Below are 24,545 nucleotides of genomic sequence, written 5' to 3'. Positions count from 1 at the left end.
CATGATCCATTCCACGCACACCGAACTGCTGCCCAGCGACGGCACCTCGATCGACCTCGACGTCGGCAAACCCGTGCGCTGGGGCCTTTGGCTGGTGCTCGCCGGCTTCGGCGGTTTCCTCCTGTGGTCATGGCTGGCGCCCCTGGACGCCGGCGTGGTCGCCACCGGCACGGTCAAGGTCACCAGCAACCGCAAGGCCGTGCAGCACCTGACCGGCGGCACCGTCGAAGCGATCCTGGTGCACGAGGGCGAGCGGGTGAACAAAGGCCAGGCGCTGGTACGCCTCGACGCCCTGCATGCGGTGGCCGAGCAAGGCGCGGTCAGCGCCCAGTACATTGTCAGCAAGACCGTGGAGAACCGCCTGGAGGCCGAGCGCGACGGCCACGACACGGTGACCTTCGCCCCTGCCCTGCTACGCCAGTTCGCAGACGATCCGCGGCTGCTGGCGGCCATGGACCTGCAACAGCACCTGCTGGCGACCCGCCGCGCGGGCCTGGCCGGCGAGATCGGCATCCTCGAGGAGAACCTCGCCGCCTCGGCGGTGCAGCTCAAGGGCCTGCAGCAGGTGTATGGCGCCCGCGCCTCGCAGATCGGCTTCCTCGGCCAGGAGCTGCAAGGCACGCGCATGCTCGCGGCCGAAGGCTACGTGCCGCGCAACCGCCTGCTGGAGCTTGAGCGCAGCAACGCCGACCTCTCCGCCGGCCAGGCCGAGAACCTCAACAACATCGCCCGGGTGCGCAGCCAGATCAACGAGCTCAGGCTGCGCGTCCTGCAGCGCCGCCACGACTACCTCAAGGAGGTGCAGTCGCAGCTGACCGACACCGCCAAGGAAAGCACCACCCTGGCCGATCGCCTGCGCGCCCTGGACTACGAAGTGACCCATACGATCATCCGCGCGCCCATCGACGGCATGGTCCAGGCCTTGAGCATCGCCACCGTCGGCGGGGTGGTCCAGCCCGGCAGCCGGATCATGGAGGTCGTCCCGCTCGACGAACCGCTGCAGGTCGACGCGATGATCCCGGTGCAGGCCATCGACCGCATGGCCCCGGGCCTGGCCGTGGACATCGCCTTCCCCGCCTTCAACCACGCCAGCACGCCGAACATTCCCGGGCGCGTGCTGACCGTCTCCGCCGATCGCCTGCTCGACGAGGAAAGCAAGCAGCCGTTCTACCTGGCCCAGGTGGAGGTCACGGCCGATGGCATGGCCCTGCTCGGCAGCAACCATATCCGCCCCGGCATGCCCGCCACCGTCACCATCAAGACCGGCGAGCGCAACCTGCTGAGCTACCTGCTCAAGCCCCTGCTCGAACGCGTCGACGCCGCGTTCAAGGAGCAATGAGATGAACCGCCACTGCCTTGGCCTGTGCCTGCTGGCGCTGGCGTCGCCAGCAGGCGCCATGGACCTCAAGCAAGCCTGGGACCTGCTGCAGTACCAGGGGCCGATCTACCGCGCCGCGGTGCATGAACAGCAGGCCGGTCTGGAAAACCGCGCCATCGGCCAGGCCGGCCTGCTGCCGCAGGTCAACGCCTCGGCCTACGCCAACCGCATCGACGGCAGCCAGCGCCAGCACGGCATCGACAACGACCTCGACTATGACGCCACCGGCGCCAACCTGCGCCTGCGCCAGCCGCTGTTCAACAAGCAGAAGATGGCCGAATACCGCCAGGGCCAGCAACGCGCCGACTACAGCGTGGCGGTGTTCGACGCCAAGAGCCAGGACGCCGCCGTGCGCCTGGCCGACAGCTACTTCGACGTGCTCCTGGCCAGCGAGACCATCAGCCTGGCCCGGGCCAAGCTCGGTGCCTTCGAAGAGCAGCTCAACTCAGCCAGGCGACGCATGCAACTGGGGGCCGGCACCATCACCGACATCGACGAGTCCCTGGCCCGCCGTGACCTCGCCGAGGCCGAACTGATCGAGGCCCAGGACAACCTGGCCAACGCCAGCCGCAAGCTGGCCGAGTACATCGGCGAGACACCCGTGTCGCTGACCACCCTGCAGGCGGACTTCGCCACCCCGCCGCTGCTGCCGGACAACCTGCGCGACTGGCTGGCCAGGGCCCAGGCCGACAGCCCGGTGATCCAGGCGCGCCGGCACAGCTACGCGCTGGCCGAGGAAGAGGTCAAGCGCGCCAAGGCCGGCCACTGGCCAACCCTGGACTTCGTCGCCGGCTACACCGCCGGCAAGAGCCAGTCGATCTCCGAGCTGAACCAGCGCAACCACTACAGCTCGATCGGCCTGGAGCTGAACATTCCGCTTTACAGCGGCGGCGGCGTCAGTGCGCTGAGCCGCCAGGCCAGCGCCAACAGCGCCAAGGCCCTGGACGAACTGGATGCCACGCGACAGGAAGTCATCACCGGCACCACCCGCGAGTTTCGTGGCGTGCAAAGCGGCGCCCTGCGCGTGCACGCGCTGGAAAAGGCGGTGGCCTCCAACGAACGCTCGCTGCTGTCGGCACGCAAGGGCTTCAGTGCCGGCGGCACCAGCACCAACGCCGATGTGCTCGACGCCGAGGAGCTGCTGTTCGTGGCACGGCATGACCTGTTCGAGGCCAAGCTGCGCTACCTGATGTCACGCCTGCGCCTGGCCTCGGCGGTGGGCAGCCTGGGGGATGATGACATCGACCAGATCAACCGGTATCTGGGGCCGGAGTTGTTGGTGAATAACTAGTGTGGTGTTTTGCAAATACGACCAATAACTCGCGAGCGATTTTTGCGCTCAGGCAAGGCGTCGCGACGAGTCGTAGCCCAGCTACGGCGAGGAGCGACAACGCCGCATGAGCGCAAAAAGCGCCGCGAGTTATGGTCGTTATTTGTGAAACACCACACTAGGTTCAGCCCCACGACATCCGCCAACGGATTGGCGATACTACGCAGCCCTCATCCATGAAAAGGACTTCGCTGATGAAGCGACTGCTTGCCCTCACCCTCCTCACCCTGGCCATCGCCGGCTGCGACAAGGCCGAACAGCCCTCCGCGGTGTCCGGCCAATGCGCCAAGGACACCGACTGCAAGGGTGAGCGCATCTGTGAAAGCGGCCAGTGCGTCAACCCGCAGCCTCAGGCCGCGCTACTGGCCAAGCCCGCCGTCACCGCGCCGCTGGCGCCAAGCATCGCCTATGCACCGCTGCCGATCAGCGACGAAGGCGCCGGTCCGTTCAGCGTCCAGAGCATGGAACTGGGCACCGCGTTGAACTACCAGTCCCGGGCAGGCGTGATGAATGTCATGGAGTCCATCGTCACAGACGCCGAAAGCACCGGCTACGTCGCCATCGAGAAAGCCTACGCCTTCGGCCCCAACCGTTATGTGCTGGTGGTGTCCACGGGCGAAGGCGGCAATGCCTGCCCAGCGTCCACCTATGTCTTCAGCTTCGACACCAGCGGCGAGTACGTGGATGGCAAGGCCGAGGTGGACGGCTGTTCGGAAATGGTCGAAAGCATGGCCGAGGGCAACAAGCTGACCATCAAGAAGGATGGCGCCGCGACCGTGGTGTACAACGGCCAGGTGAAGTGAGTGACTGACGCGTGCGGCGCGTTGCAAGTCCCGGCCGCACACTGTCCCGCAAGTGGAAACCGGCAGGCTCAGGCCGGCACCACGTTGACCCAGAACCCCAGCACCCGCTGGACCCGGACCGGCAGCACTTCGCTCAGCAGAGCCAGGCTGTCGTCCGGCTGGTCAAGGGACAAGGATCTGCTGACCTGCAATCCCGCGACCCGCGGGTCGCACCTGAGCACGCCGGGGCGATAGTTGTCGAGTTCCTCCAGCACCTCGGCCAGGGGCATGCGCTCGGCCACCAGGTGTCCGTGAGTCCAGGCGCCGGCCCCATCTGGCAATGCAACCCTCGGGGCGCTGCCCGTGTCGCCGAACAATTGCTGCCAACCGGCGCCCAGTATCAACGGAGCGGCCGAACCCCATGCGATGGATGCCATGCCATCGAGCATCTGCACCAGGGTGGCGGACGCCTGTTGCTGGACGATCAAGCGTGCCGTCTGCCCCGGCATGATCCGTACCTGGGTGGTTCGCAGGCTGACACCTGCGCCCTGTGTCACCTCCAGCAGCACCCGCCCATGTTGCAAGGTCACGGCGCGGCCAACGCTGTCCAGCGCACTGCGGCTGTCCAGTAGCACCGAAAGGCCCGGTGCCAGTCGCCAGCCACGTCGTTGTCCCGTGCCAGTGGCGCAGTCACTGAACAGGGCTGGCTTCAGACTAAGCGGATCAACGCCATAGCCAGTGGCGGCAAGCACGCCCCCCATGGCCAGGCCACCAAGTAGTGTTCTTCGCGATAACTGGAGGCGTGCCCCGGGCCACCGCTCATCCGCCACGCCCGGCTTCATCAGCAACAGACCACGCAGCAACGATACCTGCAGACCTCAAGCGTGGCCTCGCGCCCCACATTGGCTGTCAGTCCCTGGTTGGTTGAAGGCATGCGGCGGCTCTCCGGAGGCAGGCGAAATACATGTATGATAATACTTATCATTTATTTTCAGCCAGTTCAGTCCTTCGCAGGCATAGCCATGGCCATCAGCTGGATGGGTTCATCGAAACCCACAATTCTGCAATGATGCCCCCTGCCCGAACATAAACAGGCGTTGGCGCAGAAATGCGCCAACGCCTGTACGTGATGAGTACCACATGGATCGACAGTATTTCACCCGCCACCTGGCAATGGCTTGCCTGTACCTGCTGGCGGTCAGTATCGCCTGGTCCGCCAGCGGTGACGCCTTCTACCAATCGCCTGGGTGGGTATTGTTCATGGTGCTCAGCACCCTGCTCTACCCCTTCGCCAGATACCTGGTGCAGGCTTGTGCGTACCGGCTGGCCGGCCGTCGAATCTGGACCAGGGGCTTTTTCAGCGAGGATGTGAACAGCCCGGGCCTCAATGCCCTTTTGTCCTTCCTGTGCATGCTGTTCGCCATCCCCCTGGGTACTGCCTACCTGCTCTACCGGCTGTTCGCCAAGGGCTGAGCGCACTCAGCCCAACCCACCTTACAGCGCCATGATGAACGCGTTGAGCTTGGCCACCCGCTCATCCGTCACCAGCGCGCTGGTGATCGCCATCACCAGGGCAAAACCGACGATCCCCAGTGACGCTCCGGTCAACATGCCGAACATCACCGCAACCGCCGCCGTGGCCGCCTTGCCCGCCAGGATGGTTTCGGCCTTGACGAAGAACGGGGTCCAGTTGCCGGTCTGGGTCGCCTTGCGGGCTTCAGTGGCCAGGTCGACGAAGTCCATCACATTGCCCACCGAGCCAAAGGCCTTGCTGAAGCGGGCCAGGTCCTTGGCCATGCGCTCCTTGTCCAAGGCCTCGAGGGCATTGGCAATGGCTTGACGGTCCTTGGCGCTGAATTTCTTGTCGAGGATGTCCTTGTACTGGTCGAACGCCTTGAGCGCCTCCTGGGCGTTGCGAATCCGCTTGCCCTGGGCCTTGTCGGCCAGCTCCTTGGCCAGCGCAGATGCCTTGTCACCGAACTTGGCGGTCAGGTCCTTGTAGAAGTCGGCGGTGAACTTGACCGCATCCTTGATCTGGTCGGCATCACCGGCGCGCTCTGCCAGGCCGCCCATGGCTGCCGCCGTTTCATTCAGCTGGCGCGCCGACTCCTTCTTGAGCAGGGCGTCATGGTAGCTCAGCCATTTGCGGCCGATCTCGGTGTTGTTCTGCAGGAAGACCAGTTCATTCAACGCCTCCAGCTCAGGCTTGCTCAACGGTGCGTTGATCTTCGGGTTGTTCGGCGAGAAGCGGATGGTGATGCCGCCCCGGCTGTAAGGCGGTGGTGCCACGATGGGCCCGACGGCGGCCAGTTTGGCTGCGGCCATGCCCTCCATGAGCGCCTTGTAGTGGTTCAACGCCTGGGCCGTGGACATGCTCGCCACGCTGCCAGCGGCCTTGATCACTTCGTTCTGCAGGAACTCCGGCAGTTGCTGGAAATGAATATCCCGTTCCTGGGCGATCAGCGCCAGGCGTTGTTCCTGCTGCGCCTCGCTGGGTACCGCCTGTGCCTCGAGTCGGTCACGCTGCTGCGCCAGCCCTGCCAGCTTACCCGCCACCACGCCCACGGCCATCGACAGTGCCTTGACCTCCAGTGCCGACTTGTAGACATCGTCATACAAGGCCCAAAGCTTCATCAGGCTGTCGGGGGTCATTTTTCGGGAGTTGAGAAGCTCACGCATCATCTGCTGCGGCAGTACTTCCATGAGGAAGTACGGACTCTGGCCGTACATGCCATACATCTTGGGGGCAATAGTGATGTACTGGGCCTTCTTCGCCTCGATCAACTTCACCGCCGCCTGCTGTTCGGCCGCAGCCGCCTGGGCCGGGGTCAGTGCCTGGCCTGCCTTGGCCGCCAGTTTGTTCTGCTCCAGCTCACGTTCGGTGTCGGCGGTCAGGGTCTTGAAACGAGCGGTGTACTCGGTATCGATCACGGCCTGGTTGGCGATCTGCTCGTTCATGAACTCGGACATCACGTTCGGCGTGGCGATGTCGCGAATCGTGCCGCCCGAGCCCTCGCCTCGGCGCGGTCCCTCTTGCAATCCCCACCCTCCGGCGTTGCCGACATAACCGCCGCCACCGCCAGGCCCGTAGGTCTGTACGCGATCCGGAACGATCACCAGGGGTTGCAGTTCTGTATATCCTTTTTGTGCCATCGGTACTGCTCCTTGCTAAAACTGATACCTGCCGGCGTGCCATGTGGCTTGCCGTCAGGTAGATATTCTATGCATTTGCATGCATTTATGCAATAACAATAAATGCATTAGCGCATATTTCTGACCAATACATTCCCGCCCTGTCAGCGTAACGCGTCGAATTCGTCGACTACGCCGGTACCGGCCCGGCAGAACTTTTTTTGTTTTACCGGTCTATTGGGTGAGTGCGTTCCACGGTGGTTTCACAGCCACCAAACGCACGCTCAACTGCCAATCAGAGGTTGTCTTCACTCATGAAATTCCCTGCCCCATGCATGCTGCTCGTTGGCCTGTTCGCACTCGCGGCCGCAGGCTCGGCATCCGCCACACCGATGAAGACTTCGACACCTCCCGCCCACACCCTCGACCTGGCGGACCGCCAGGCCAGCGAAAACCCTTGGCCAAGCCTGGCCAGCACGCCCTCGGCGCCCCTGCTAGCCCATGACGATCGCTACCGACATGACGAGCGCTGGCACGATCACCGCGACGACTGGCGTCGGGAACAGTGGCGCCGCGAACAATGGCGCCGGGAGCAGCACCGCCGGGAAATGGAACGGCAGCGCTACTGGGAGCGCCATCACGAACGCGCCCTGCGACATCGCTATGACGACGACCACCGCTACTATCGCCGCTGAACAGTCCATGCGCTGCCTGCTTCCCTCTGGAACAAAACATAACTTGCTGATTTAGCTTGCACAGCGTGGGAGCGGGCTTGCCCCGCGATAGGGTTGCGCGATACATATGAAAATTCGTATATTCGATTTTCCATATGTATAGGCCATCACTATGCTCACGCCCCCCGAGGTATTCAAATGCCTCGCCGACGAGACCCGCGCCCGTGCCACCTTGCTGATCGCCCAGTCGGGCGAGCTGTGCGTCTGCGAGTTGATGTGCGCCCTCGGTGACAGCCAGCCGAAGATCAGCCGCCACCTGGCTCAACTGCGCAACTGCGGCCTGTTGCAGGACCGCCGCCAGGGCCAGTGGGTGTACTACCGCCTCGCCCCGCAGCTCCCCGCCTGGGTACATGACCTGCTGCAGCTGACCCTGCGGGCCAACGAAGCCTGGCTGCACGACAACACCACCCGCCTGCAGCACATGGACGGCCGCCCGCAACGCGCCGCCTGCTGCTGAACCTGCCCCCCGGAAAACACCCATGCTGATCGCGATCGCGGTATTCGTCTTCACCCTGGTGCTGGTGATCTGGCAACCCCGTGGCCTGGGCGTGGGCTGGAGCGCGGCACTCGGCGCGCTGATCGCCCTGGCCGTTGGTGCGGTCTCGCTGCAGGACATCCCGGCGGTCTGGGCCATCGTCTGGAACGCCACGGCCACCTTCATCGCCATCATTATCATCAGTCTGCTGCTCGATGAAGCCGGCTTCTTCGAATGGGCCGCCCTGCATGTGGCGCGCTGGGCCAATGGCAGCGGCTACCGGCTGTTCGCCTTCTGCGTGCTGCTGGGCGCGGCGGTGTCGGCACTGTTCGCCAACGACGGCGCCGCGCTGATCCTCACCCCCATCGTCATGTCGATGCTGCTGGCCTTGCGCTTCTCGGCCGCCACGACCCTGGCGTTCGTCATGGCCGCCGGCTTCATCGCCGACACCGCGAGCCTGCCGCTGGTGGTGTCGAACCTGGTCAATATCGTCTCGGCAGACTATTTCGGCCTGGGCTTCGGCGAGTACGCCGCAGTGATGGTCCCGGTGAACCTGGTCAGCGTCGCCGCCACCCTCGGCGTGCTGTGGCTGTTCTTCCGCCGCGACCTGCCCCGTCACTACACCCTCGATGCGCTCAAGGCCCCCGAGGCGGCGATCCATGACCGCGCCACCTTCGTGGTCGGCGGCTGGATGCTGGTGGTGCTGCTGGTCGGGCTGTTCGCCCTTGAACCGTTGGGCGTGCCGGTCAGCGCGGTGGCGGCGGTGTGCGCGGCGATGCTGTTCGCCGTCGCCGCCCGCGGCCATCGCATCTCCACCCGCCGCGTGCTGCGCGAGGCGCCCTGGCAGGTGGTGATCTTCTCGCTGGGCATGTACCTGGTGGTGTACGGCCTGAAGAACGCCGGCCTCACCGACCTGCTCACGCAACTGCTCGACCGCCTGGCCGCGCACGGCCTGTGGAGCGCCACCCTCGGCACCGGCCTGCTCGCCGCCTTGCTGTCGTCGGTGATGAACAACATGCCCAGCGTGCTCATCGGCGCCCTGTCGATCCAGGCCAGCGATGCCCAGGGCCTGGTGCGCGAAGCGATGATCTACGCCAACGTCATCGGCTGCGACCTGGGCCCCAAGATCACCCCCATCGGCAGCCTCGCCACCCTGCTCTGGCTGCACGTGCTGGAACGCAAGGGCATGCGCATCACCTGGGGCTACTACTTCAAGGTCGGCATCCTGCTGACCCTGCCGGTCCTGTTGATCACCCTCTCGGCCCTGGCCTTGCGCCTGAGCCTTTGATACCCGGAGCGCCCCATGCGAGTCCTGTTCATGTGCACGGCCAACAGTTGCCGCAGCATCCTCAGCGAAGCCCTGTTCAACCACCTGGCGCCGCCGGGCTTGCAGGCTGTGAGCGCCGGCAGCTTTCCAAGGGGCCAGGTGCTGCCGCGCAGCCTGAGCGCCCTGCAGCAGGCCGGCATCGCCATCGAGGGGCTGAGCAGCAAAGGCAACGACGCCTTCGCGCACAACCCGCCGGACATCGTCATCACCGTGTGCGACAAGGCCGCCGGAGAAACCTGCCCGGTGTACTTCGGCCCGGCGCTGAAGTGCCACTGGGGGCTGGCGGACCCGTCCGAGGTGGTGGGCGACGAGCAGGCCATCGACGCCGCCTTCCGCGCCACCCTGGCGCATATCGAACGGCGCTGCCGGGCGTTCCTCGCCCTGCCCCTGGACCGCCTCGGGCGCGATCAGCTTGGGGTTGAGCTGGAGAAGATCGGCAGGCTTTGAGGGCTGGTCCTTTCGAGGCGCTGCAACACGCTCGTCGAACCCCAGGGAAAATGGCAATCTAGGGTCTGTACGAAATGTGTCTGCGCGAAGGCCAGACAAGGCGAAACGGGGGGAGGAAGCGGAGTGTACTGGAGTACATGAGCATTCCGAGCCCCGTTTCAACGCAGTATGGGCGAGTGCAGATACATTTCGTACAGAGCCTAGGCCACGCAGTGAACCATCAACAGGATGTTCAAGGGAGTCATGTCGTCATGGCAGCACTGGATCGCGCATTTCATGGTCTTCACCAGCAAGGGTTGTTACTCCTGGCCAACGTGGCGGACGCCGGCGGCGCGCGCCTGGTCGAGCGCCAGGGCAGCCAGGCGGTCGCCACCAGCAGCGCCGCCGTGGCCTGGTCGCACGGTTACCAGGACGGCGACAAGCTGCCCCTGGCACTGCTGGCCGGCACCGTCGAGTCGATGGCAAGGGTGCTCAGCGTGCCGCTGACGGTGGATATCGAAGGCGGCTATTCGGACGCCCCCGAGCAGGTCGCCAAGGTCGTCGACACGGTCATCGCCGCCGGCGCGGTGGGGATCAACATCGAGGACGGCACACAGCCTCCCGAACAGCTCCTGCCCAAGCTCGACGCCGCCAGAAACGCCGCGAGCCGGCGCGGGGTCGACCTGTTCATCAACGTGCGCAGCGATGTCTACCTGAAGAACCTGCTGCCCGCCGAACAGCGCCTCGAGGAGCTCCTGCGGCGCGCTGCGCACTATGCCGCTGGCGGCGCGAACGGGCTGTTCGCCGCTGGCGTGGTCGAGCCCGGCGAGATCGCCACGCTGTGCCGGGAGGTGACGCTGCCGGTCAATCTGCTCTGGCGCGCAGGCTTGCCCGGCCCGGCCGAATTGCAACAGCTTGGCGTTCGCCGCCTGAGTGCCGGATCGAGCATCGCCGAGTTTCTCTATGGCGCCATGAGCGGCCTGGCCCAGCGCTTCCTGGAAAGCGGCCAACTCGACACCAGCGGGTTGAAGGCACACAGCTATGGTGAACTCAACGCACTGATGGCCAGCCAGGCCGATGGCTCCTGAAAAGTAGGGAAACGCTGCACGTGTTCAAGCCGACCGCGAAATACCTGGCCCTCGTCGGTGTCTGTACGCTGGCGAACGCTCTCCTCTACCTGAACAACCAGTGGGTGTTCTACAAGGAAGGAGAAGAGTTCTACTACCTTGGGTTGATCATCCTCGGCCTGGTCCTCGTTGCCTTGCCGGCGGGCCTGCTCTGGGGCATCGGTGTCCTGCGCCGTGAGCCGGTGCATACGCTCCACAGCCGCAACCGGCGCCTGATCACCCTGCTGGCCTGCTCGGCCCTGGCTCTTCAGGCGTCGCAGGCGGTAATGGACAATGTCTACCTGGATCGATACGGCCTCAGCGAGACGACCCTGTGGTCCAGTGGCAGCGAGAACTTCAACCTCATTTCAATGCGTGGCAAGGCGCTTTGCACGATAAGCACCAAGACCGGCGTGCATTTCGAGGATGTAAACGGGGATGGCTTTGTGGACATGTTCCTCGAGCGAAGCCCGCCCATGCACTATTTGCCGGAGCGCGACACATTCGACAACTGCCCATCCCTGGGTGGCTAGGCACCCCTCAGCAGACCTGCTGCCGGCCCACTGGACGAATTGCCGGAATCGCCCTAGCATCGGCGCCCCCACGGCCTCACTCACGGATGATCATGCCCCCCGCCGCCCGCCTGCTTGCCCTGTTCGCCCTGTTCTCCCTGGTCAGTGCCTGCAGTATCAATGGCACCTACATCGACAGCACCCGCCCCGATGCCGCCAAGCTGCGCTACATCTCGGGCAATGGCAGCGCCACCCTCGACCTGTTCGACAGCGAGCGCTGTGAAGGTCGGACCACCGGTATGCTCAACAACCTGTTCGTGCCCGACTCGCGTCGGCGCGCCGACATGAGCGTGCCGCCGCCGGCAAACAGCAACAGCTACTACGAAATCCGCCTCGAACCTGGCAAGCCAGTACATGTTCGCGCCAACACCCAGGGCGCCACCACGGTCTGCTCGGCCTCGTTCACCCTGACACCGCAGGCAGGCTCCGAATATGAACTGCGCTTCGACCAGTCGCCTGGTTACTGCCAGGCGACGCTGGTGCGCCTGCAACGGGTCGAGGGCAAGGACCAGCGCCAGCCCTATCCGATGATCGACACCATCCCGAGCGCCTGCTGGGGTACCTCGGCGATATTCCCGAAACAACCCACGCCGCTGCCCGACACCGCCCGGCGCACCGAGTTGATCGACAGCATCATCCGCGACAGTGTCACCCCGGAGATGGAGCAACTGACCACGTTGCGTAAAGCCGTCGCCCTCACTCGGCAAGCCTCCCCCGAAGTCCAGGTAGCGGCGCGCAAGCGGGAACTGGGCCTCGATCTGCCAGAGTCCTACTGGCAGCAGTACCAGCAGAACTTGCAAACGCTCGCCGAGGCGCTCGCCAACCTCAAGGCACGTACGCTGGAACGCTTCGATGCCGACAACCGCGCCTACCTGCGCAGCGTGCGCGACGAGCAGTTGCAGGTCTGGGCCGGTGGCAACAACGACGCGGGCCTGCCGAGCAAGGCCCAGCGCATGCGCGACATGGCCTACTACTACAACTATGTCCTGCAGGAGACGATTGCGCAGATCAACCTCGAACACCTGCGCAGCATGGCTGAACTGGATCAACGCGAAGGGGTTTGCAAGCGCTTCGCCGGATGCTGGAAACTCTAGGCCGTCAACCGAGCGAAGGTCTGCCCCATGCAAGTCATCGCCGCCCCCTCGAACCTTGGCCTCAGCCCCCTCAGGCCAGGCCACCAACCCGGCACCTGGCGCGCCCCGTCAGCCCTGCTGGCAGCGGGTCTGCTGCAGGCGATCAATGCCAGCAGCGTGAGGCATCTGCCACGTCCGCTCTACTCAGCCGAGGCACAACCCGGCACCCGCCTGCGCAACGGCCACGCCCTGCGCGCGTTCAACCTCGCCCTGGCGGACCTGGTGCGTGCCGCCACGCTGCAAGACGACTTCGCACTGGTCATCGGCGGAGACTGCTCCATCCTGCTCGGCGCACTGGCCGGTGCGCGCCACGCAGGCCCGCTGTCGCTCCTGCACATCGACGGGCACAGCGACTTCCGCCACCCCGGCAACTACGACCCGGCGCAAAGCCTGGGTGCCGTCGCCGGCATGGACCTGGCCCTGGCCACTGGCCGTGGCGAGGCGCTGGCGACCGACTGGCCCGGCATAGCGGGTCCGCTGGTGGCCGATGCCCAGGTTGTCCAGCTGGGCGAGCGCGAGAACCGTGATCACGACTTCGCCTGGCCCGACGTCAACCATACGGCCATCAACCGAATCGACGTCTTCGAGGCGCTGGCCATCGGCCCGGACGCGGTCATCGCACGGATCAGGGACACGCTCCAGCAGGTACCTGGCCAGGGGTTCTGGATACACCTGGACGTCGATGTGCTGGACCAGGCGATCATGCCCGCGGTCGACAGCCCCGGGTCACCGGGCATCGCCCCCGACGACCTGGCGAGGATCCTCACCCCGTTCGTGGCGGACCGACGCTGCCGGGGCATGACGGTCACGGTCTTCGATCCGGACCTGGACCCCGATGGGCGCTGCGCGACGACAATCGTCGAGTTGCTGGGGCGGTTGCCGTTTCCGCCAGACAAGGGCACTTGAAGTAGCCGACGGTCTGCTTGCCCACAGGTAGTGTGCCGCGCCCCCGACCCTGTGTATGCTGCACGGGCGCGGCGAGCGGCCCCCGGCGGCTTGCAGGACCTCGCGCGGCCGCCCTGCGTGATCGGACCATGACCGGGCTACCCGTATCGGACACCCCTGCCCTATGCCCGTCGACCTGCAAGCGCTCTACCCCAGGCTGATCCACCTGATGCTGGACACCGTGTTCGTGGTCGACCGGGACGACACCATCGTGTTCGTGAGCAACGCCTGCGAAGCCTTGCTCGGCTACCGCGCCGACGAACTGACCGGCACCCCGATCACCCGCTACATGCACCCGGACGACCTGGAGGCCACCCGCGCCTCGATCGTCCGGGTCATGGACGGCACCCCGCACTTCGACTTTCGCAACCGCTATGTGCGCAAGGATGGCGAGATCGTGCATATCCTCTGGGCGGCCTTCTGGTCCGACGAAGTGGGCGCGCGGATCGGCGTCGCGCGCAACATCACCGCCCTCACCCAGGCCGAGCAGGAACTGCGCTTTCTCGCCCATCACGACCCGCTGACCAAGCTGACCAACCGCTCGCTGTTCAACGACCGCCTGGCCACCGCCCTGCGCGCCGCCCGCCATCAGCAGCGCCAACTGGCCTTGCTGTTCCTCGACGTCAACGACTTCAAGGGTATCAACGATGTACACGGCCATGCGGCCGGCGACCGCGTGCTGTGCACCATCGCCCAACGCCTGCAGGACAGCGTGCAGGAAGCGGACACCGTGGCGCGGATCGGTGGCGACGAGTTCATCGTGCTGCTGACCGACGTGCCGTCGGAGGACGCCGTGTACGAGGTGGTCGAGCAGATCGCCATGGTCATGGAGGAGCCGCTCGGGGCCGAGTTCGGCGATGTCAGGATGCCGTCCTGCAGCATCGGCGTGGCCTGCTATCCCACCGATGGCGAGGATGCCGACACCTTGCTCAGCCATGCCGATGGCGAGATGTACCGCAAGAAGCGGCGGCGGGTGCGGGTGGGGTGATGGCCTGTTGTGGCCTCATCGCGGGAAAAGCCCGCTCCCTCGCTGATGAGCACGCGCCCCACCGTTCGTGGGAGCGGGCTTGCCCCGCGATGAGGCCCGTGCGATTGCTCAGCCCTTCCAGGCCTGCACCACGATCCGCGTGGCCGCCGCGATCGTCTCGCTGTTCCACGGCGCATCCTGTTTCGTGCTGCGGCTGAACACCACCAGGATCCACGGCGCCCGGCCCTTGGGCCAGATGACCGCGACATCGTTGGCCACGCCATAGTCGCCCGAACCGGTCTTGTCGCCTACCACCCAGTCCTTCGGCAGCCCGGCACGAATACGGGCATCGCCCGTGGTGTTGCCCTTGAGCCAGGCCTGCAGCTGTTGTTGCGCGGCGGCGGGCAGGCCATCGGTGAGCAGCAGGCGCTGCAGGGTCATGCCCATGGCCAGGGGCGTCGTGGTGTCACGCGGATCCCCCGGCAAGGCGGTGTTCAGCGTCGGCTCGTTGCGATCGAGGCGGAAGGTCGGATCGCCCAGGCCACGGACGAACGCCGTCAGCCCGGGCGGACCGCCGACCAGCTCAAGCAGCAGGTTGCCAGCGGTGTTGTCGCTGTACTGGACGGCGGCGGCGCACAGTTCGGCGACGGTCATGCCAGGCCCGACATGCTTTTCGGTGACCGGCGAATAGACCACCAGCTGCTCGGTGCCATAGGCGATGCGCCGCGCCAGCAAGCCCGGCTCGGACACGCTGCGGTGCAGGACGGCACCGGCAAGGACGGCCTTGAAGGTGCTGCAGAAGGCGAAGCGCTGTTCGCCACGCCAGGCCAGTTGCCGACCGCTGCCGGTGTCCAGGGCCCACAGGCCGATGCTGCTGCCGCTGGCCGCCTCGAGCTGTTGCATCGCCTGGCGCAGCGAATCGTCCGCCCAGGTGGGCAGGGTCAGCAGGGCCGAGCAGCCGAGCGCGCCCTGGAGCACGCGGCGGCGACTGAGGGTGGTGATCATGCAGGCATTCCTTGAGAAAATGAGCAAAACGCGAAGGCTAGAACGTTTTAGCACCTGAGCCAAGCACCGCCTTGTCCCTCCAGCAGGACCACCCATGCCGTGGGAAAGCGGATTCTTTTCGCGCCACTGCCCTGGCCACCCTTGCGTTGACCGGCAAAAGGCAGGACAGTAACCGGGTGTTCCCGCAATGAAACGGAGATTCGCCTTGACTACCGATCGCCTGAGCCTGCTCCAGTTCGAGCAACTCAGCCTGAAGCCCGCCGCCGCCAGCCAGTTCGCCCTCTCGCTCAAGGACCTCGAACAGCTGACACTCCCCGAGCGCTACGCCTATCGTGCAGCCCACTACCTGGGCGACATGGCCGAGGCAGAGAACAGCCAGCAGCTGGCTGTCGCCAAGGACCAGGGCATCGGTTTCACCCAGGGCCTGCTCACCGCCGCGGCCATCGAAGACGCCCTGGCGAAAAGGCTGATCGAGGTCTTCAATAACGCCAGCGAGCGTGCCCTCAAGCTGCTGCCACAGTAACGGTAGTTGCCTTCCCGAGCCCGGCGCCTGTCCGGGCTCATGCCTGATCCTGCCCTACCAGCTTCTGCGTCTCGCCTGGCCATCGTCCAAGGAGTCCACATGCCACTGGTACGCATCGATATCAAGCGCCACCCCGACCCGGCTCATCTGCGCACACTCGGCCAGATCGTCTACGCCTGCATGCGGCGAACGATCAATGTGCCCGAGCACGACAATTTCCAGATCCTGACCGAACACGACGGCGACCGCCTGGTGAACGACCCGCAATACCTGGGCATCCAACGCTCCGACGGCCAGGTGTTCATCCAGATCACCCTCAACGAAGGCCGCACCCTGGAGCAGAAGAAGGCGCTGTACCAGGCCATCGCCGAAGGTTTCGAGCGCGAGGCCGGCGTGCGACCGCAGGATGTGTTCATCAACCTGGTCGAGGTGCGCAAGGAGAACTGGTCGTTCGGCAACGGTATCGCCCAGTACGCCAGTTGACGGCAGTGGGCAGCCTGGCACCGTCCTTACCATGGCCGCAGGAGCCTCCGATGATCAGCGAACTCTCCGTTCATGTCCTGTTCCGCAGCCTGTGCTATCCGCTCGGCTGGCCACTGGTGAAGCTGGCCACGCTGGGCAGGTACCCGTCCAGGGGCGCCTGGTACACCGAGCGCGCCGAGGCCGAGTGGACGGCGGCCATCGGCCTTGTCGTACTCTTGCTGCTACTGATGCTGTTGCTGGGACAATTCGACGTTGCGCCTTTCCCCTGATCCGCTGGAGCCCTTCATTGACCAACACGCCCTTCTTCCCCTTGCAGACCCTCGCGGCCGAGTTGCTGCCCCACCTGCCCGCCGACAGTAACGACGGCTCCCATGACCTCGCCCATCTGCAACGGGTCTGGAGCAATGTCCGGCGTATCCAGGCCAGGGAAGGCGGCGACCTCGAAGTGCTGCTCGCCGCCACCGTGCTGCACGATTGCGTGGCAGTGGAAAAGAACTCGCCCCTGCGCTCGCAGGCCTCGACGCTGTCGGCCGAACGCGCCGCCGCGATCCTCGCCGACATGGGCTGGCCGCAACCGCGCATCGAGCAGGTGACCCATGCGGTGATGACCCACAGCTACTCGGCGGGCCTTTCGCCGCAGAGCCTGGAAGCGAAGATCCTCCAGGACAGCGATCGCCTGGACTCCATGGGCGCCGTCGGCATCGCCCGCTGCTTCTATGTGTCCGGGCGCACGGGGTCGGCGCTCTACGACGTCGAGAACCCCACCGCCGCAGGCCGGGACTATCGCGACAACCGCTTCACCATCGAGCATTTCCACACCAAGCTGCTCAAGCTCGCCTCGGGCTTGCAGACCGGCGAAGGCGCACGCCTGGCCGCGCTCAGGCATCAGCGGCTGGCGTCATTCCTGGCCGAGTTCATGGAGGAAATCGGGGTGGACTGACACCCGTCCCAGTCTATCGCTCGTGGAACTGGGCAACGGCCAGGAGCACGACCGCAAGGAGTGGCCTGCGGAGCGCTTCGTGTACCTTTTGCAAAGCGGCTGAATCGATCACGTCGGCATCGACTCAGGCCGCAGGCACCTGCATGCCTGTCTTCACATTGCTCATCGACACCAGTGTCTTGAACCGCTTGACATTGTTGCTCTCGAAGAACAGCGCTCGCGTCAGCTGGGTGTACTGTTCCATGTCCCGAACCAGCATGATCAGCACGAAGTCGCATTCCCCCGCCACGTAATAGCACTGTTGCACCTGTGGGCAGGCCATGAAGGTGCGCTTCATGGCGTCGAGCAGGTCGAGTCGCTCGTTCTCCACCTCCACTTCGGTGATCACGGTCAGGCTGTAGCCCAATGCGCCAGCGTCCACCTGGGCCACGGTTCGCTGGATCACGCCGTCGTGGGTGAGTTTCTTCAGCCGGCGATTGACCGCGGCTGACGACAGGTTCACCTGCGCACCCAGCTCGATCTGCGAAGTGCTGGCGTCACGCTGCACGGCGTCGAGCAGTGCGCGATCGAAGGAATCGAGGCTCATGACATGGGTCCTGAGAGGCGTATGAAAACGCAATGAAATTACGGTTCATGCCGAAAAATCAATATTTCAGTTCACACCCACTGAATACCATTTCGGCAACACCGCATGAAACGCTTTCCGGAGAACCCCATGAGCGAGCTGTACCTCAATGGCCCGAAACTGCTGGAGCAAATCCACGCCTTGGGCAAGATCGGTGCCGATACACTCGGCGGCGGCCGGACCCGCATCGCCTTCACCGACGCCGACAAGGCCGGCCGCGACCAGTTGGTGGCCTGGATGCGCGAGCTTGAACTGGAGATCGACGTCGATCGCATCGGCAACATCTTCGGCACCCTGCGCGCCTGCGACGCCGCCGCGCCGCTGATGATTGGCTCGCATATCGACAGTGTCACCCATGCCGGGGCGCTGGACGGTTGCTATGGTGTACTGGCCGGGCTGGCGGTGCAGCGCGCCTACCGCGAAGCCGGTGCGCTACCGGCGCGATCGATCACCGTGGCAGCCTTCAGCAACGAGGAAGGCGTGCGCTACCAGCCGGACATGATGGGCTCGCTGGTCCATGCCGGTGGACTGGCGCTGCAGGCGGCGCTGGACACGCTCGGCAGCGATGGCACGCGCCTGGGTGATGAGCTGCGACGCATTGGCTATGCCGGCGATCTGGAACCCGGTGCAATCATGCCCCACGAATACCTCGAGCTGCACATCGAACAGGGGCCGATTCTCGAAGCCGAGGATACGTTGATCGGAGTGGTGGAGAACCTGCAAGGGATTTCCTGGCAGCAAGTGACGGTAACAGGCAATGCCAACCATGCCGGCACCACCCCGACCCGGCTACGGCATGACGCAGGTTACGCAGCCTGCGCCGTGGTCACCGAAATGCGGCGCCTGGCGCGCGACAGCGGCACAACGTTGGCCACCACCGGTTGCATGCGCTTCGAGCCCGATGTGATCAATGTGATCCCGCGTCGCGCCACCTTTACCGTCGACCTGCGCGATCCGGACGAACAGCGCCTGCAACAGGCCGAGACACACCTGGCAGATCTTCTGCGGCAACTTGCCGAAGCCGAAGGCGTGGTCATCGAAACCGAACAAAAAGTACGTCTGGAGCCGGTGATGTTCGATGCCACGCTGGCAAATGCCATCGAGGCCAGCGCCGGGCGCCTGGGCCTGAGCCACCGGCGCATGACTTCCGGCGCCGGCCACGATGCGCAGATGATCGCGCGTATCGCTCCAGCGGCGATGATCTTCGTGCCCAGCCGTGGCGGTATCAGCCACAACCCGCGTGAGCACACCGACGACGACCAGTTGCTCGATGGCGCGCGGGTGTTGCTGGACGTGGTCACCCAACGCCTGGGGGCCAGGCACTGAAGCCTGCCTCATCGCTGTCTGTCGAAAGGAAACTTCCCATGCTGTTCGCCAACCCCAACGCCACACGCACGCCCTACCCCGCCTCCCTGCAAGCCCTGATGAGCATTCGCCGGGCCAACGAAAGCCGTCAGTGGCTGTCGCACTGGCCGCAGTTGCGCGCGACCGGCACCCCGCTCCATAACCTGCCAGACCTTGCCGCCGAGCTGGGTGTCGGGCAGGTTCTGCTCAAGGACGAGTCGGTGCGCTCGGCGCTGGGCAGCTTCAAGGCACTGGGGGCACCCATCGCCCTGGTACACCTGATCCTGCGCACCTTCCCCGCGCTTGGTTTCAGCGCCGCCGGCCTGTTCGCTGGTCGGCACGCCACTCAGTTGGGCGATTTCAGCGTGATCAGCGCTACCGACGGCAACCATGGGCGCGCCCTGGCAGCCGCCGCTCAGAGCATCGGCTGCCGTTGCATCATCGTTCTGCACGCCCAGGTCAGCGTCGAACGGGAACAGGCCATCGCCGCCCATGGCGCGCAGATCGTGCGGATCGAGGGCAACTACGACGCCTCGGTGGCGCATGCCGCGGCACTGGCCCAGGCCAATGGCTGGCAGGTAGTCTCGGACACTTCCTACGATGGTTACGAACAGATCCCGGGGGACGTGATGCAAGGCTACGGTACCCTGGTCGCCGAACTGGCCGAGCCCGGCGAGCGGGCTCCGACCTTCACCCATGTGTTCCTGCAAGGGGGCGTGGGAGGGTTGGCAGCGGGCGTCGTCAGCTACCTCTGGGAGCTTCATGGCGAGGGACGCCCGACCTTCATCGTGATTGAGCCCGAGCAAGCCGACTGCCTCCTGCAAAGCGCCATGGCCGGGCAAGCGCGTGCCGCCAGCGGCTCGGTGGACTCGCTGATGGCCGGACTGGCCTGCGGGCAGGCATCGCCGCTGGCGTGGCGATTCCTGCAACCGAGCGTCGATTTCTTCATGACCCTGGAAGACGTCGATGCGGTTGCCGCAATGCGCCGCCTGGCACGGGGCAGCGCCCGAGACATCCCGTTGCTCGCCGGTGAGTCGGCGGTGGCCGGACTGGCGGGGTTGACCCGTTTGCTGGCACAGCCTGGCCTGGCAACCCAGGTGGGACTCGGTCGCGACTCGCGGGTGCTGTTGATCAGCACCGAAGGGGCCACGGCACCAAGCCTTTACGCAGAGCTGGTGGGCGAGACGGCAGCGTCGGTGCTGGCACGACAGCAGGCCTGGGGTTGAGTGCCGCCGGCCAGGCCTCATCACGGGGCAAGCCCGCTCCCACGCAGGTGATGCCGACAACGCCGTTGCCTGCGTAATGGCGCGATCCCAAAGATTGGGAAAACACCTGAAAAAAACACCCGTATCTGCGAGAACCCGCTTTACCTGTCTATAACTTCATGGTTCATCATCGCCCCACTGCATGAGGGGAAGACCGGTGTATCGCATTTCCGAACTGGCGGCGAAGGTGGGCCTGAGCCGCTCCACGCTGCTCTATTACGAAAAACTCGGGCTGGTGACTTCGCGGCGCCAGGCCAACGGTTATCGCACCTACGGCGAGCAGGACCTGCAGCAGCTGCGCCTGTTGCAACAACTGCAGGCCGGCGGTCTGAGCCTGAAGCAATGCCAGGCCTGCCTGGAAGCGCGCCTGGACCGCGCGGCCCTGCTCGAACGCCTGCACACCCTGGACGAGGAGATCGCCGCCCGGCAACGGTCGCGTGACCTGCTGGCGGCGATGCTCGGGTTGTCGTCCATGCGCCCCTGGCACCAGGCCCTCGAGCAGCAGGCACCCGGCGCCCACCTGGCGTGGCTACGCCGGCAGGGATTCAATGAGAAACAGGCCCTGCGCCTGAAATGGCTGTCCCGCGACATGAACGAACACGATCGCTACATGGCCGACTTCGAACGCATCTTCGATGGCCTCGAGCACCTCGGCCCGGGCTCGCCAGAGGATTCGCTCAACGCACTGCGCGCCCTGCCCCACGCCCCCGCGACACTGCTGGACATCGGCTGCGGTCGTGGCGCCTCCAGCGTGCTGCTGGCCGAACACAGCCAGGCGCACATCACTGCGCTGGACAACGACGAGCACAGCCTGGGCTGCCTGCGCGCGACCCTGGTCGCCAAGGGCCTGCAGGCGCGGGTCACGCCGATTTGCGCGAGCATGACCCAGCTGCCGTTCGCGCCCCGGCACTTCGACGCGATCTGGGCCGAGGGTTGCGCCTACATCATGGGCTTCGACAACGCCCTGGCGTACTGGCGCACCTTTCTCAAACCCCAGGGTTACCTGGTGGTCAGCGACCTGGTGCGGGTGGCCGACAAGCTCGCCCCGTCGGCCGAGGCGTTCTGGCAGGCCGCCTACCCCGACCTGCACGGCGTCGACACGCGCCTGGCCGCCATCGCCCGCCTGGGCTATCGCACCCTGTCGCACTTCCCCTTGAGCGCGCAGGCCTGGACCCACTATCTGGAGCCGCTGCGCGAACGCGTGGCCAGCCTGGCGGACGAGGACTTCGCCTCCCAGGCCCTGGCCGACATCCGCCGCGAACTCGAGATCCACGAAAACCACCTGGGCGAGTACGGGTATCATCTGTTCGTCATGCAGACGCGCTGAACCCGCCCCAGGACATGGAGTCACCATGAACATCGAAAAACTGCAGAACCGCCTCGCCTTCCTGCGCCAGGCCGAACAACTCAAGAGCGTCATCCGCAGCGCCCACACCTCCAGCGGCCGCGCCGAAAGCACCGCCGAGCACACCTGGCGGCTGTGCCTGATGGCCATCACCTTCGCCGACGAACTGGGCGACCTCGACCTGCTCAAGGTGCTGAAGATGTGCCTGGTCCACGACCTGGGCGAGGCCATCAGCGGCGATGTCCCGGCCGTCAGCAAACAGGGCTTCCCCGACAAGAGCCGGCAAGAGCGCGAAGACCTGCTGCAGCTGATGTCGAGTCTGGACACCGTCCTGCGCGACGAGATCATGGCGTTGTGGGAGGAATACGAGGCAGCGACCTCAGTCGAAGCGCAGGCAGTCAAGGCCCTCGACAAGCTGGAAACCCTGCTGCAGCACAACCAGGGGCGCAACCCGCCAGGCTTCGACTATGCCTTCAACCTCGACTACGGCAAGCGCTACACCGCCGCCACGCCGCTGTTCGAGGCCCTGCGCGGCCTGATCGACGCCGACACGCGCCGGCATCTCGACAATGGCATCACCCTGCGTGACGAGCGCCCCGAGGACGCCGCCACCATCGGCCACCTGACCGAGGCCGCCTTTGCCAACGCCGAACACAGCAGCCACACCGAGCAGTTCATCGTCACCGCCCTGCGCCGCGCCGGAGCGCTCACGGTATCGCTGGTGGCCGTGGAGGCCGGTGTCATCGTCGGCCATGTGGCGATCTCCCCGGTGACCCTGTCGTCCGGTGCCGAGGGTTGGTACGGGCTGGGACCGGTCTCGGTGCTGCCGCAGCGTCAGGGCCAGGGCATCGGCTCGGCGCTGATCAACGCCGCGCTGGCCCGCCTGCACGGGCTGGGTGGCCAGGGCTGCGTGGTGCTGGGCGATCCAAAGTACTATGGCCGCTTCGGTTTCAAGGCCCAACCGGGCCTGAGCTTGCCGGGCGTGCCCGCCGAGTACTTCCAGGCCCTTGCCTTCAGCGGTGATATGCCGCAGGGCAGCGTGCAATACCACGTGGCCTTCGAGGCGACGGCGTAAGCCATCCCGCCGCTCCATGGCAGACACTGTGGAGCGGCCCTTCTCTCGTATCCCGTTGCCAGCCCACTGGGAAATACACAATAATGCGATAAATTCCCATTTAAGAATTTGTCCATGTCGGCCGAGTCCTCTGCCCTACCCTCCGCGGTCAGTACCCTCTATGCCCAGCACAGTGTCTGGCTGCGTGGCTGGCTACGCAAGCGTCTGGGCAATCATTGCGATGCCGCCGACCTGGCTCAGGACACCTTCGTCAAGCTGATCAAAGCCCGTACCGCACTGGAAATCCGCGAGCCACGCCAATACCTGAGCACCGTGGCCAAAGGTCTGATGATCGACCTGCTGCGGCGACGCTCACTGGAGCAGGCCTACCTCGACACCCTGGCCAACCTGCCCGAGGCTCAGGTCCCCAGCGCTGAAACCCAAGCCATCCTGCTCGAAACCCTGGTAGAACTGGACCGCCTGCTGGCGGGATTGGGCACACGCATTCGCCAGGTCTTCATCCTGTCCCAGCTCGACGGTCTCACCTACGCCCAGATCGCCACGCAGCTGGGTATCTCCCTGCGCACGGTGAACAGCCACATGGCCAAGGCCATGGAGCACATCTGCCTGCTGCAATGGGATACCCACGCGTGACGCCGACACCCGCCCAGCGCGAGGCAATCCGCGTAGCGGCGCACTGGTACGCACGGCTGGCTTCAGGGACGGCCGACGCCCACGAGCAGGCGCGCTGGCAACGATGGCATGACAGTGATCCCTTGCACCAACAGGCCTGGCAACGCATGCAGGTGATCAGCGACAACCTCGGACGCATGCCGGGCCAACTGGCGGCCTCGACCTTGCTGGCGGCCGGGCAATCACGACGCCAGGTGCTCTACGGCCTGGCCTGCCTGCTCGGTGGCGGAACCCTGGCAACCCTGGGCTGGCGCAGCGACCTGGGCCTGGCCCTGCGGGCCAGCCACCATACCGCCGTGGGTGAGCGTCGCACCTTCACCCTGGCCGACGGCAGTCAGTTGACCCTGGACACCGACAGCGCGGTCGACGTGCGTTTCGATGATCGCCAGCGCCTGCTGGTGCTTCATCGCGGCCAGCTGGCCATCAGTACCGGCACGGACCCGGCCGCTCGCCCCTTCCTGGTCGAGACCCGGTTCGGGCAGGTGCAGGCATTGGGTACCCATTTCATTGTCAGCACCAGCGAGCAGGGCTGCGAAGTGGCGGTCATGGAGAAGGCTGTGCGAGTCTCGGCCGAGGGCAGTCCGCCGCTACGCCTGGAAGCCGGACAGCGGGTCGACTTCGGTCCGTCGGGCATCGGTCGCATACGCGTCAATGACGCCTCGGTCGGCGCCTGGCAGGATGGCAGCCTGATCGCCATCGAACAGCCCCTGGCCGAGCTGCTCGCGCAACTGTCGCGCTACCGTCCCGGTGTGCTGCGCTGCGACCCGGCCGTGGCCGCCATGCAGATTTCCGGCGCCTTCCCCATCACCGACACCGACCTGGCCCTGGAGGCGCTGCAAAGCGCCTTCGCCCTGGACGTGCAGCGACGCACCCGTTACTGGGTGACGGTGACCGCGCGCGGCTGATTTTCTTTGCCCGGGATTGCACTTTCATGCGCGCTCGTTCGGCCCTTCCTTCCATC

27 protein-coding genes and 1 pseudogene are annotated in these 24,545 nt (G+C 65.4%); 24 read left to right on the top strand and 4 right to left on the bottom strand.

All coding sequences use genetic code 11. The features are described from left to right. Nucleotide 1 precedes the first annotated feature (1 nt). The 3 genes from HU751_RS03920 to HU751_RS03910 all read left to right on the top strand — a co-directional run bounded on the left by HU751_RS03920 (nt 2) and on the right by HU751_RS03910 (nt 3,511). The gene (locus HU751_RS03920) at nt 2-1,339 is read left to right on the top strand and encodes an HlyD family type I secretion periplasmic adaptor subunit (protein ID WP_186732569.1); all 1,338 of its coding nucleotides are present in this window, start codon (nt 2-4) and stop codon (nt 1,337-1,339) included. Nucleotide 1,340: 1 nt separating this feature from the next. Continuing rightward, nucleotides 1,341-2,669 carry a TolC family outer membrane protein gene (locus HU751_RS03915; protein ID WP_186732570.1) on the top strand — a complete coding sequence of 443 codons (1,329 nt, stop codon included), beginning with the start codon at nt 1,341-1,343 and terminating at the stop codon, nt 2,667-2,669. A 233-nt stretch (nt 2,670-2,902) separates the two neighbouring features. Further along, nucleotides 2,903-3,511, top strand: coding sequence for a hypothetical protein (locus tag HU751_RS03910; protein WP_186732571.1), 609 nt, complete (start codon nt 2,903-2,905; stop codon nt 3,509-3,511). Between the two features lie 68 nt (nt 3,512-3,579). On the opposite strand, the gene HU751_RS03905 is transcribed toward HU751_RS03910, so the two are convergent. Next, entirely contained in the window at nt 3,580-4,332 is a 753-nt protein-coding gene (locus HU751_RS03905) for a FecR domain-containing protein (protein ID WP_225933277.1), read from the bottom strand. A 298-nt stretch (nt 4,333-4,630) separates the two neighbouring features. Between HU751_RS03905 and HU751_RS03900 the strand changes: the two genes are divergently transcribed. Further along, nucleotides 4,631-4,963: a colicin E1 family microcin immunity protein gene (locus HU751_RS03900; protein ID WP_186713466.1), complete on the top strand. Its 333-nt coding sequence runs from the start codon at nt 4,631-4,633 to the stop codon at nt 4,961-4,963. Between the two features lie 21 nt (nt 4,964-4,984). On the opposite strand, the gene HU751_RS03895 is transcribed toward HU751_RS03900, so the two are convergent. Next, nucleotides 4,985-6,643, bottom strand: coding sequence for a colicin-like pore-forming protein (locus HU751_RS03895; RefSeq protein ID WP_186713467.1), 1,659 nt, complete (start codon nt 6,641-6,643; stop codon nt 4,985-4,987). Between the two features lie 293 nt (nt 6,644-6,936). Here HU751_RS03895 and HU751_RS03890 point away from each other — a divergent pair, with 293 nt between their 5' ends. The 9 genes from HU751_RS03890 to HU751_RS03850 all read left to right on the top strand — a co-directional run bounded on the left by HU751_RS03890 (nt 6,937) and on the right by HU751_RS03850 (nt 14,328). Continuing rightward, nucleotides 6,937-7,317, top strand: coding sequence for a hypothetical protein (locus HU751_RS03890; protein ID WP_186732573.1), 381 nt, complete (start codon nt 6,937-6,939; stop codon nt 7,315-7,317). A gap of 151 nt (nt 7,318-7,468) precedes the next feature. Further along, nucleotides 7,469-7,813, top strand: coding sequence for a metalloregulator ArsR/SmtB family transcription factor (locus HU751_RS03885; RefSeq protein WP_186713469.1), 345 nt, complete (start codon nt 7,469-7,471; stop codon nt 7,811-7,813). A 22-nt stretch (nt 7,814-7,835) separates the two neighbouring features. Then, nucleotides 7,836-9,119: an arsenic transporter gene (locus tag HU751_RS03880; protein ID WP_186732574.1), complete on the top strand. Its 1,284-nt coding sequence runs from the start codon at nt 7,836-7,838 to the stop codon at nt 9,117-9,119. A 15-nt stretch (nt 9,120-9,134) separates the two neighbouring features. Then, a complete protein-coding gene (locus tag HU751_RS03875) occupies nt 9,135-9,605 on the top strand; it encodes an arsenate reductase ArsC (RefSeq protein WP_186732575.1) in 471 nt (156 codons plus the stop codon). A gap of 251 nt (nt 9,606-9,856) precedes the next feature. After that, entirely contained in the window at nt 9,857-10,672 is an 816-nt protein-coding gene (locus HU751_RS03870) for an isocitrate lyase/PEP mutase family protein (protein WP_186732576.1), read from the top strand. Nucleotides 10,673-10,692: 20 nt separating this feature from the next. Then, nucleotides 10,693-11,223 (top strand): hypothetical protein, encoded by a 531-nt coding sequence (locus HU751_RS03865; protein WP_186732577.1) that lies wholly within the window; start codon nt 10,693-10,695, stop codon nt 11,221-11,223. A gap of 92 nt (nt 11,224-11,315) precedes the next feature. Next, on the top strand, nt 11,316-12,356 hold the full coding sequence (locus HU751_RS03860; protein WP_186732578.1) for a hypothetical protein: 1,041 nt from the start codon (nt 11,316-11,318) through the stop codon (nt 12,354-12,356). Between the two features lie 27 nt (nt 12,357-12,383). Beyond that, nucleotides 12,384-13,301, top strand: coding sequence for an arginase family protein (locus HU751_RS03855; protein WP_186732579.1), 918 nt, complete (start codon nt 12,384-12,386; stop codon nt 13,299-13,301). Between the two features lie 163 nt (nt 13,302-13,464). After that, nucleotides 13,465-14,328, top strand: a complete 864-nt coding sequence (locus HU751_RS03850) for a sensor domain-containing diguanylate cyclase (protein ID WP_186732580.1) — start codon at nt 13,465-13,467, stop codon at nt 14,326-14,328. A 108-nt stretch (nt 14,329-14,436) separates the two neighbouring features. Here HU751_RS03850 and bla read toward each other — a convergent pair whose 3' ends face one another. Then, complete coding sequence (gene bla, locus HU751_RS03845) at nt 14,437-15,312, bottom strand: class A beta-lactamase (protein WP_186732581.1); 876 nt, start codon at nt 15,310-15,312, stop codon at nt 14,437-14,439. Nucleotides 15,313-15,517: 205 nt separating this feature from the next. Between bla and HU751_RS03840 the strand changes: the two genes are divergently transcribed. The 4 genes from HU751_RS03840 to HU751_RS03825 all read left to right on the top strand — a co-directional run bounded on the left by HU751_RS03840 (nt 15,518) and on the right by HU751_RS03825 (nt 17,258). Further along, entirely contained in the window at nt 15,518-15,835 is a 318-nt protein-coding gene (locus tag HU751_RS03840) for a hypothetical protein (RefSeq protein WP_050705170.1), read from the top strand. Nucleotides 15,836-15,934: 99 nt separating this feature from the next. Further along, the gene (locus HU751_RS03835; RefSeq protein WP_186732582.1) at nt 15,935-16,318 is read left to right on the top strand and encodes a tautomerase family protein; all 384 of its coding nucleotides are present in this window, start codon (nt 15,935-15,937) and stop codon (nt 16,316-16,318) included. Between the two features lie 50 nt (nt 16,319-16,368). Beyond that, the gene (locus HU751_RS03830) at nt 16,369-16,587 is read left to right on the top strand and encodes a hypothetical protein (RefSeq protein ID WP_189657284.1); all 219 of its coding nucleotides are present in this window, start codon (nt 16,369-16,371) and stop codon (nt 16,585-16,587) included. Between the two features lie 17 nt (nt 16,588-16,604). Further along, nucleotides 16,605-17,258: an HD domain-containing protein gene (locus HU751_RS03825; RefSeq protein ID WP_186732583.1), complete on the top strand. Its 654-nt coding sequence runs from the start codon at nt 16,605-16,607 to the stop codon at nt 17,256-17,258. 124 nt (nt 17,259-17,382) lie between these two features. On the opposite strand, the gene HU751_RS03820 is transcribed toward HU751_RS03825, so the two are convergent. Further along, nucleotides 17,383-17,844 (bottom strand): Lrp/AsnC family transcriptional regulator, encoded by a 462-nt coding sequence (locus HU751_RS03820; RefSeq protein ID WP_050705167.1) that lies wholly within the window; start codon nt 17,842-17,844, stop codon nt 17,383-17,385. A 129-nt stretch (nt 17,845-17,973) separates the two neighbouring features. On the opposite strand from HU751_RS03820, the gene HU751_RS03815 reads away from it, so the two are divergent. The 7 genes and pseudogenes from HU751_RS03815 to HU751_RS03790 all read left to right on the top strand — a co-directional run bounded on the left by HU751_RS03815 (nt 17,974) and on the right by HU751_RS03790 (nt 24,489). After that, nucleotides 17,974-19,209: a Zn-dependent hydrolase gene (locus tag HU751_RS03815; protein WP_225933216.1), complete on the top strand. Its 1,236-nt coding sequence runs from the start codon at nt 17,974-17,976 to the stop codon at nt 19,207-19,209. 38 nt (nt 19,210-19,247) lie between these two features. After that, the gene (locus HU751_RS03810; protein WP_186732585.1) at nt 19,248-20,453 is read left to right on the top strand and encodes a diaminopropionate ammonia-lyase; all 1,206 of its coding nucleotides are present in this window, start codon (nt 19,248-19,250) and stop codon (nt 20,451-20,453) included. A gap of 196 nt (nt 20,454-20,649) precedes the next feature. Next, a complete protein-coding gene (locus tag HU751_RS03805) occupies nt 20,650-21,819 on the top strand; it encodes a MerR family transcriptional regulator (RefSeq protein ID WP_186732586.1) in 1,170 nt (389 codons plus the stop codon). 25 nt (nt 21,820-21,844) lie between these two features. Beyond that, a pseudogene (locus tag HU751_RS26990) lies at nt 21,845-22,402 on the top strand (HD domain-containing protein); the annotation flags it as partial. A gap of 9 nt (nt 22,403-22,411) precedes the next feature. Then, the gene (locus HU751_RS26985) at nt 22,412-22,912 is read left to right on the top strand and encodes a GNAT family N-acetyltransferase (protein ID WP_367616952.1); all 501 of its coding nucleotides are present in this window, start codon (nt 22,412-22,414) and stop codon (nt 22,910-22,912) included. Between the two features lie 114 nt (nt 22,913-23,026). Beyond that, on the top strand, nt 23,027-23,545 hold the full coding sequence (locus HU751_RS03795) for a sigma-70 family RNA polymerase sigma factor (protein WP_186732588.1): 519 nt from the start codon (nt 23,027-23,029) through the stop codon (nt 23,543-23,545). After that, complete coding sequence (locus HU751_RS03790; protein WP_437181034.1) at nt 23,542-24,489, top strand: FecR domain-containing protein; 948 nt, start codon at nt 23,542-23,544, stop codon at nt 24,487-24,489. Before HU751_RS03795 ends, HU751_RS03790 begins: the two co-directional genes overlap by 4 nt. Nucleotides 24,490-24,545: the final 56 nt, after the last annotated feature.

Origin of the sequence: Pseudomonas peradeniyensis, assembly GCF_014268935.2 — a bacterium.
Classification (GTDB): Bacteria; Pseudomonadota; Gammaproteobacteria; order Pseudomonadales; family Pseudomonadaceae; genus Aquipseudomonas; species Aquipseudomonas peradeniyensis.
Note: the sequence above shows the minus strand (reverse complement) of the source record. Positions and strands in the feature narration are given on the sequence as shown.

Excerpts from the sequence above, each read along its gene's own strand:
- HU751_RS03870 (WP_186732576.1), top strand. The coding sequence starts at position 9,857 with ATGGCAGCACTGGATCGCGCATTTCATGGTCTTCACCAGCAAGGGTTG.
- HU751_RS03885 (WP_186713469.1), top strand. The coding sequence starts at position 7,469 with ATGCTCACGCCCCCCGAGGTATTCAAATGCCTCGCCGACGAGACCCGC.
- HU751_RS03820 (WP_050705167.1), bottom strand. The coding sequence starts at position 17,844 with ATGAGCCTCGATTCCTTCGATCGCGCACTGCTCGACGCCGTGCAGCGT.
- HU751_RS03905 (WP_225933277.1), bottom strand. The coding sequence starts at position 4,332 with ATGAAGCCGGGCGTGGCGGATGAGCGGTGGCCCGGGGCACGCCTCCAG.
- HU751_RS03795 (WP_186732588.1), top strand. The coding sequence starts at position 23,027 with ATGTCGGCCGAGTCCTCTGCCCTACCCTCCGCGGTCAGTACCCTCTAT.
- HU751_RS03890 (WP_186732573.1), top strand. The coding sequence starts at position 6,937 with ATGAAATTCCCTGCCCCATGCATGCTGCTCGTTGGCCTGTTCGCACTC.
- HU751_RS03875 (WP_186732575.1), top strand. The coding sequence starts at position 9,135 with ATGCGAGTCCTGTTCATGTGCACGGCCAACAGTTGCCGCAGCATCCTC.
- HU751_RS03810 (WP_186732585.1), top strand. The coding sequence starts at position 19,248 with ATGCTGTTCGCCAACCCCAACGCCACACGCACGCCCTACCCCGCCTCC.
- HU751_RS03880 (WP_186732574.1), top strand. The coding sequence starts at position 7,836 with ATGCTGATCGCGATCGCGGTATTCGTCTTCACCCTGGTGCTGGTGATC.
- HU751_RS03910 (WP_186732571.1), top strand. The coding sequence starts at position 2,903 with ATGAAGCGACTGCTTGCCCTCACCCTCCTCACCCTGGCCATCGCCGGC.
- HU751_RS03855 (WP_186732579.1), top strand. The coding sequence starts at position 12,384 with ATGCAAGTCATCGCCGCCCCCTCGAACCTTGGCCTCAGCCCCCTCAGG.
- HU751_RS03900 (WP_186713466.1), top strand. The coding sequence starts at position 4,631 with ATGGATCGACAGTATTTCACCCGCCACCTGGCAATGGCTTGCCTGTAC.
- HU751_RS03850 (WP_186732580.1), top strand. The coding sequence starts at position 13,465 with ATGCCCGTCGACCTGCAAGCGCTCTACCCCAGGCTGATCCACCTGATG.
- HU751_RS03860 (WP_186732578.1), top strand. The coding sequence starts at position 11,316 with ATGCCCCCCGCCGCCCGCCTGCTTGCCCTGTTCGCCCTGTTCTCCCTG.
- bla (WP_186732581.1), bottom strand. The coding sequence starts at position 15,312 with ATGATCACCACCCTCAGTCGCCGCCGCGTGCTCCAGGGCGCGCTCGGC.
- HU751_RS03895 (WP_186713467.1), bottom strand. The coding sequence starts at position 6,643 with ATGGCACAAAAAGGATATACAGAACTGCAACCCCTGGTGATCGTTCCG.
- HU751_RS03835 (WP_186732582.1), top strand. The coding sequence starts at position 15,935 with ATGCCACTGGTACGCATCGATATCAAGCGCCACCCCGACCCGGCTCAT.
- HU751_RS03920 (WP_186732569.1), top strand. The coding sequence starts at position 2 with ATGATCCATTCCACGCACACCGAACTGCTGCCCAGCGACGGCACCTCG.
- HU751_RS03915 (WP_186732570.1), top strand. The coding sequence starts at position 1,341 with ATGAACCGCCACTGCCTTGGCCTGTGCCTGCTGGCGCTGGCGTCGCCA.
- HU751_RS03815 (WP_225933216.1), top strand. The coding sequence starts at position 17,974 with ATGAGCGAGCTGTACCTCAATGGCCCGAAACTGCTGGAGCAAATCCAC.
- HU751_RS03830 (WP_189657284.1), top strand. The coding sequence starts at position 16,369 with ATGATCAGCGAACTCTCCGTTCATGTCCTGTTCCGCAGCCTGTGCTAT.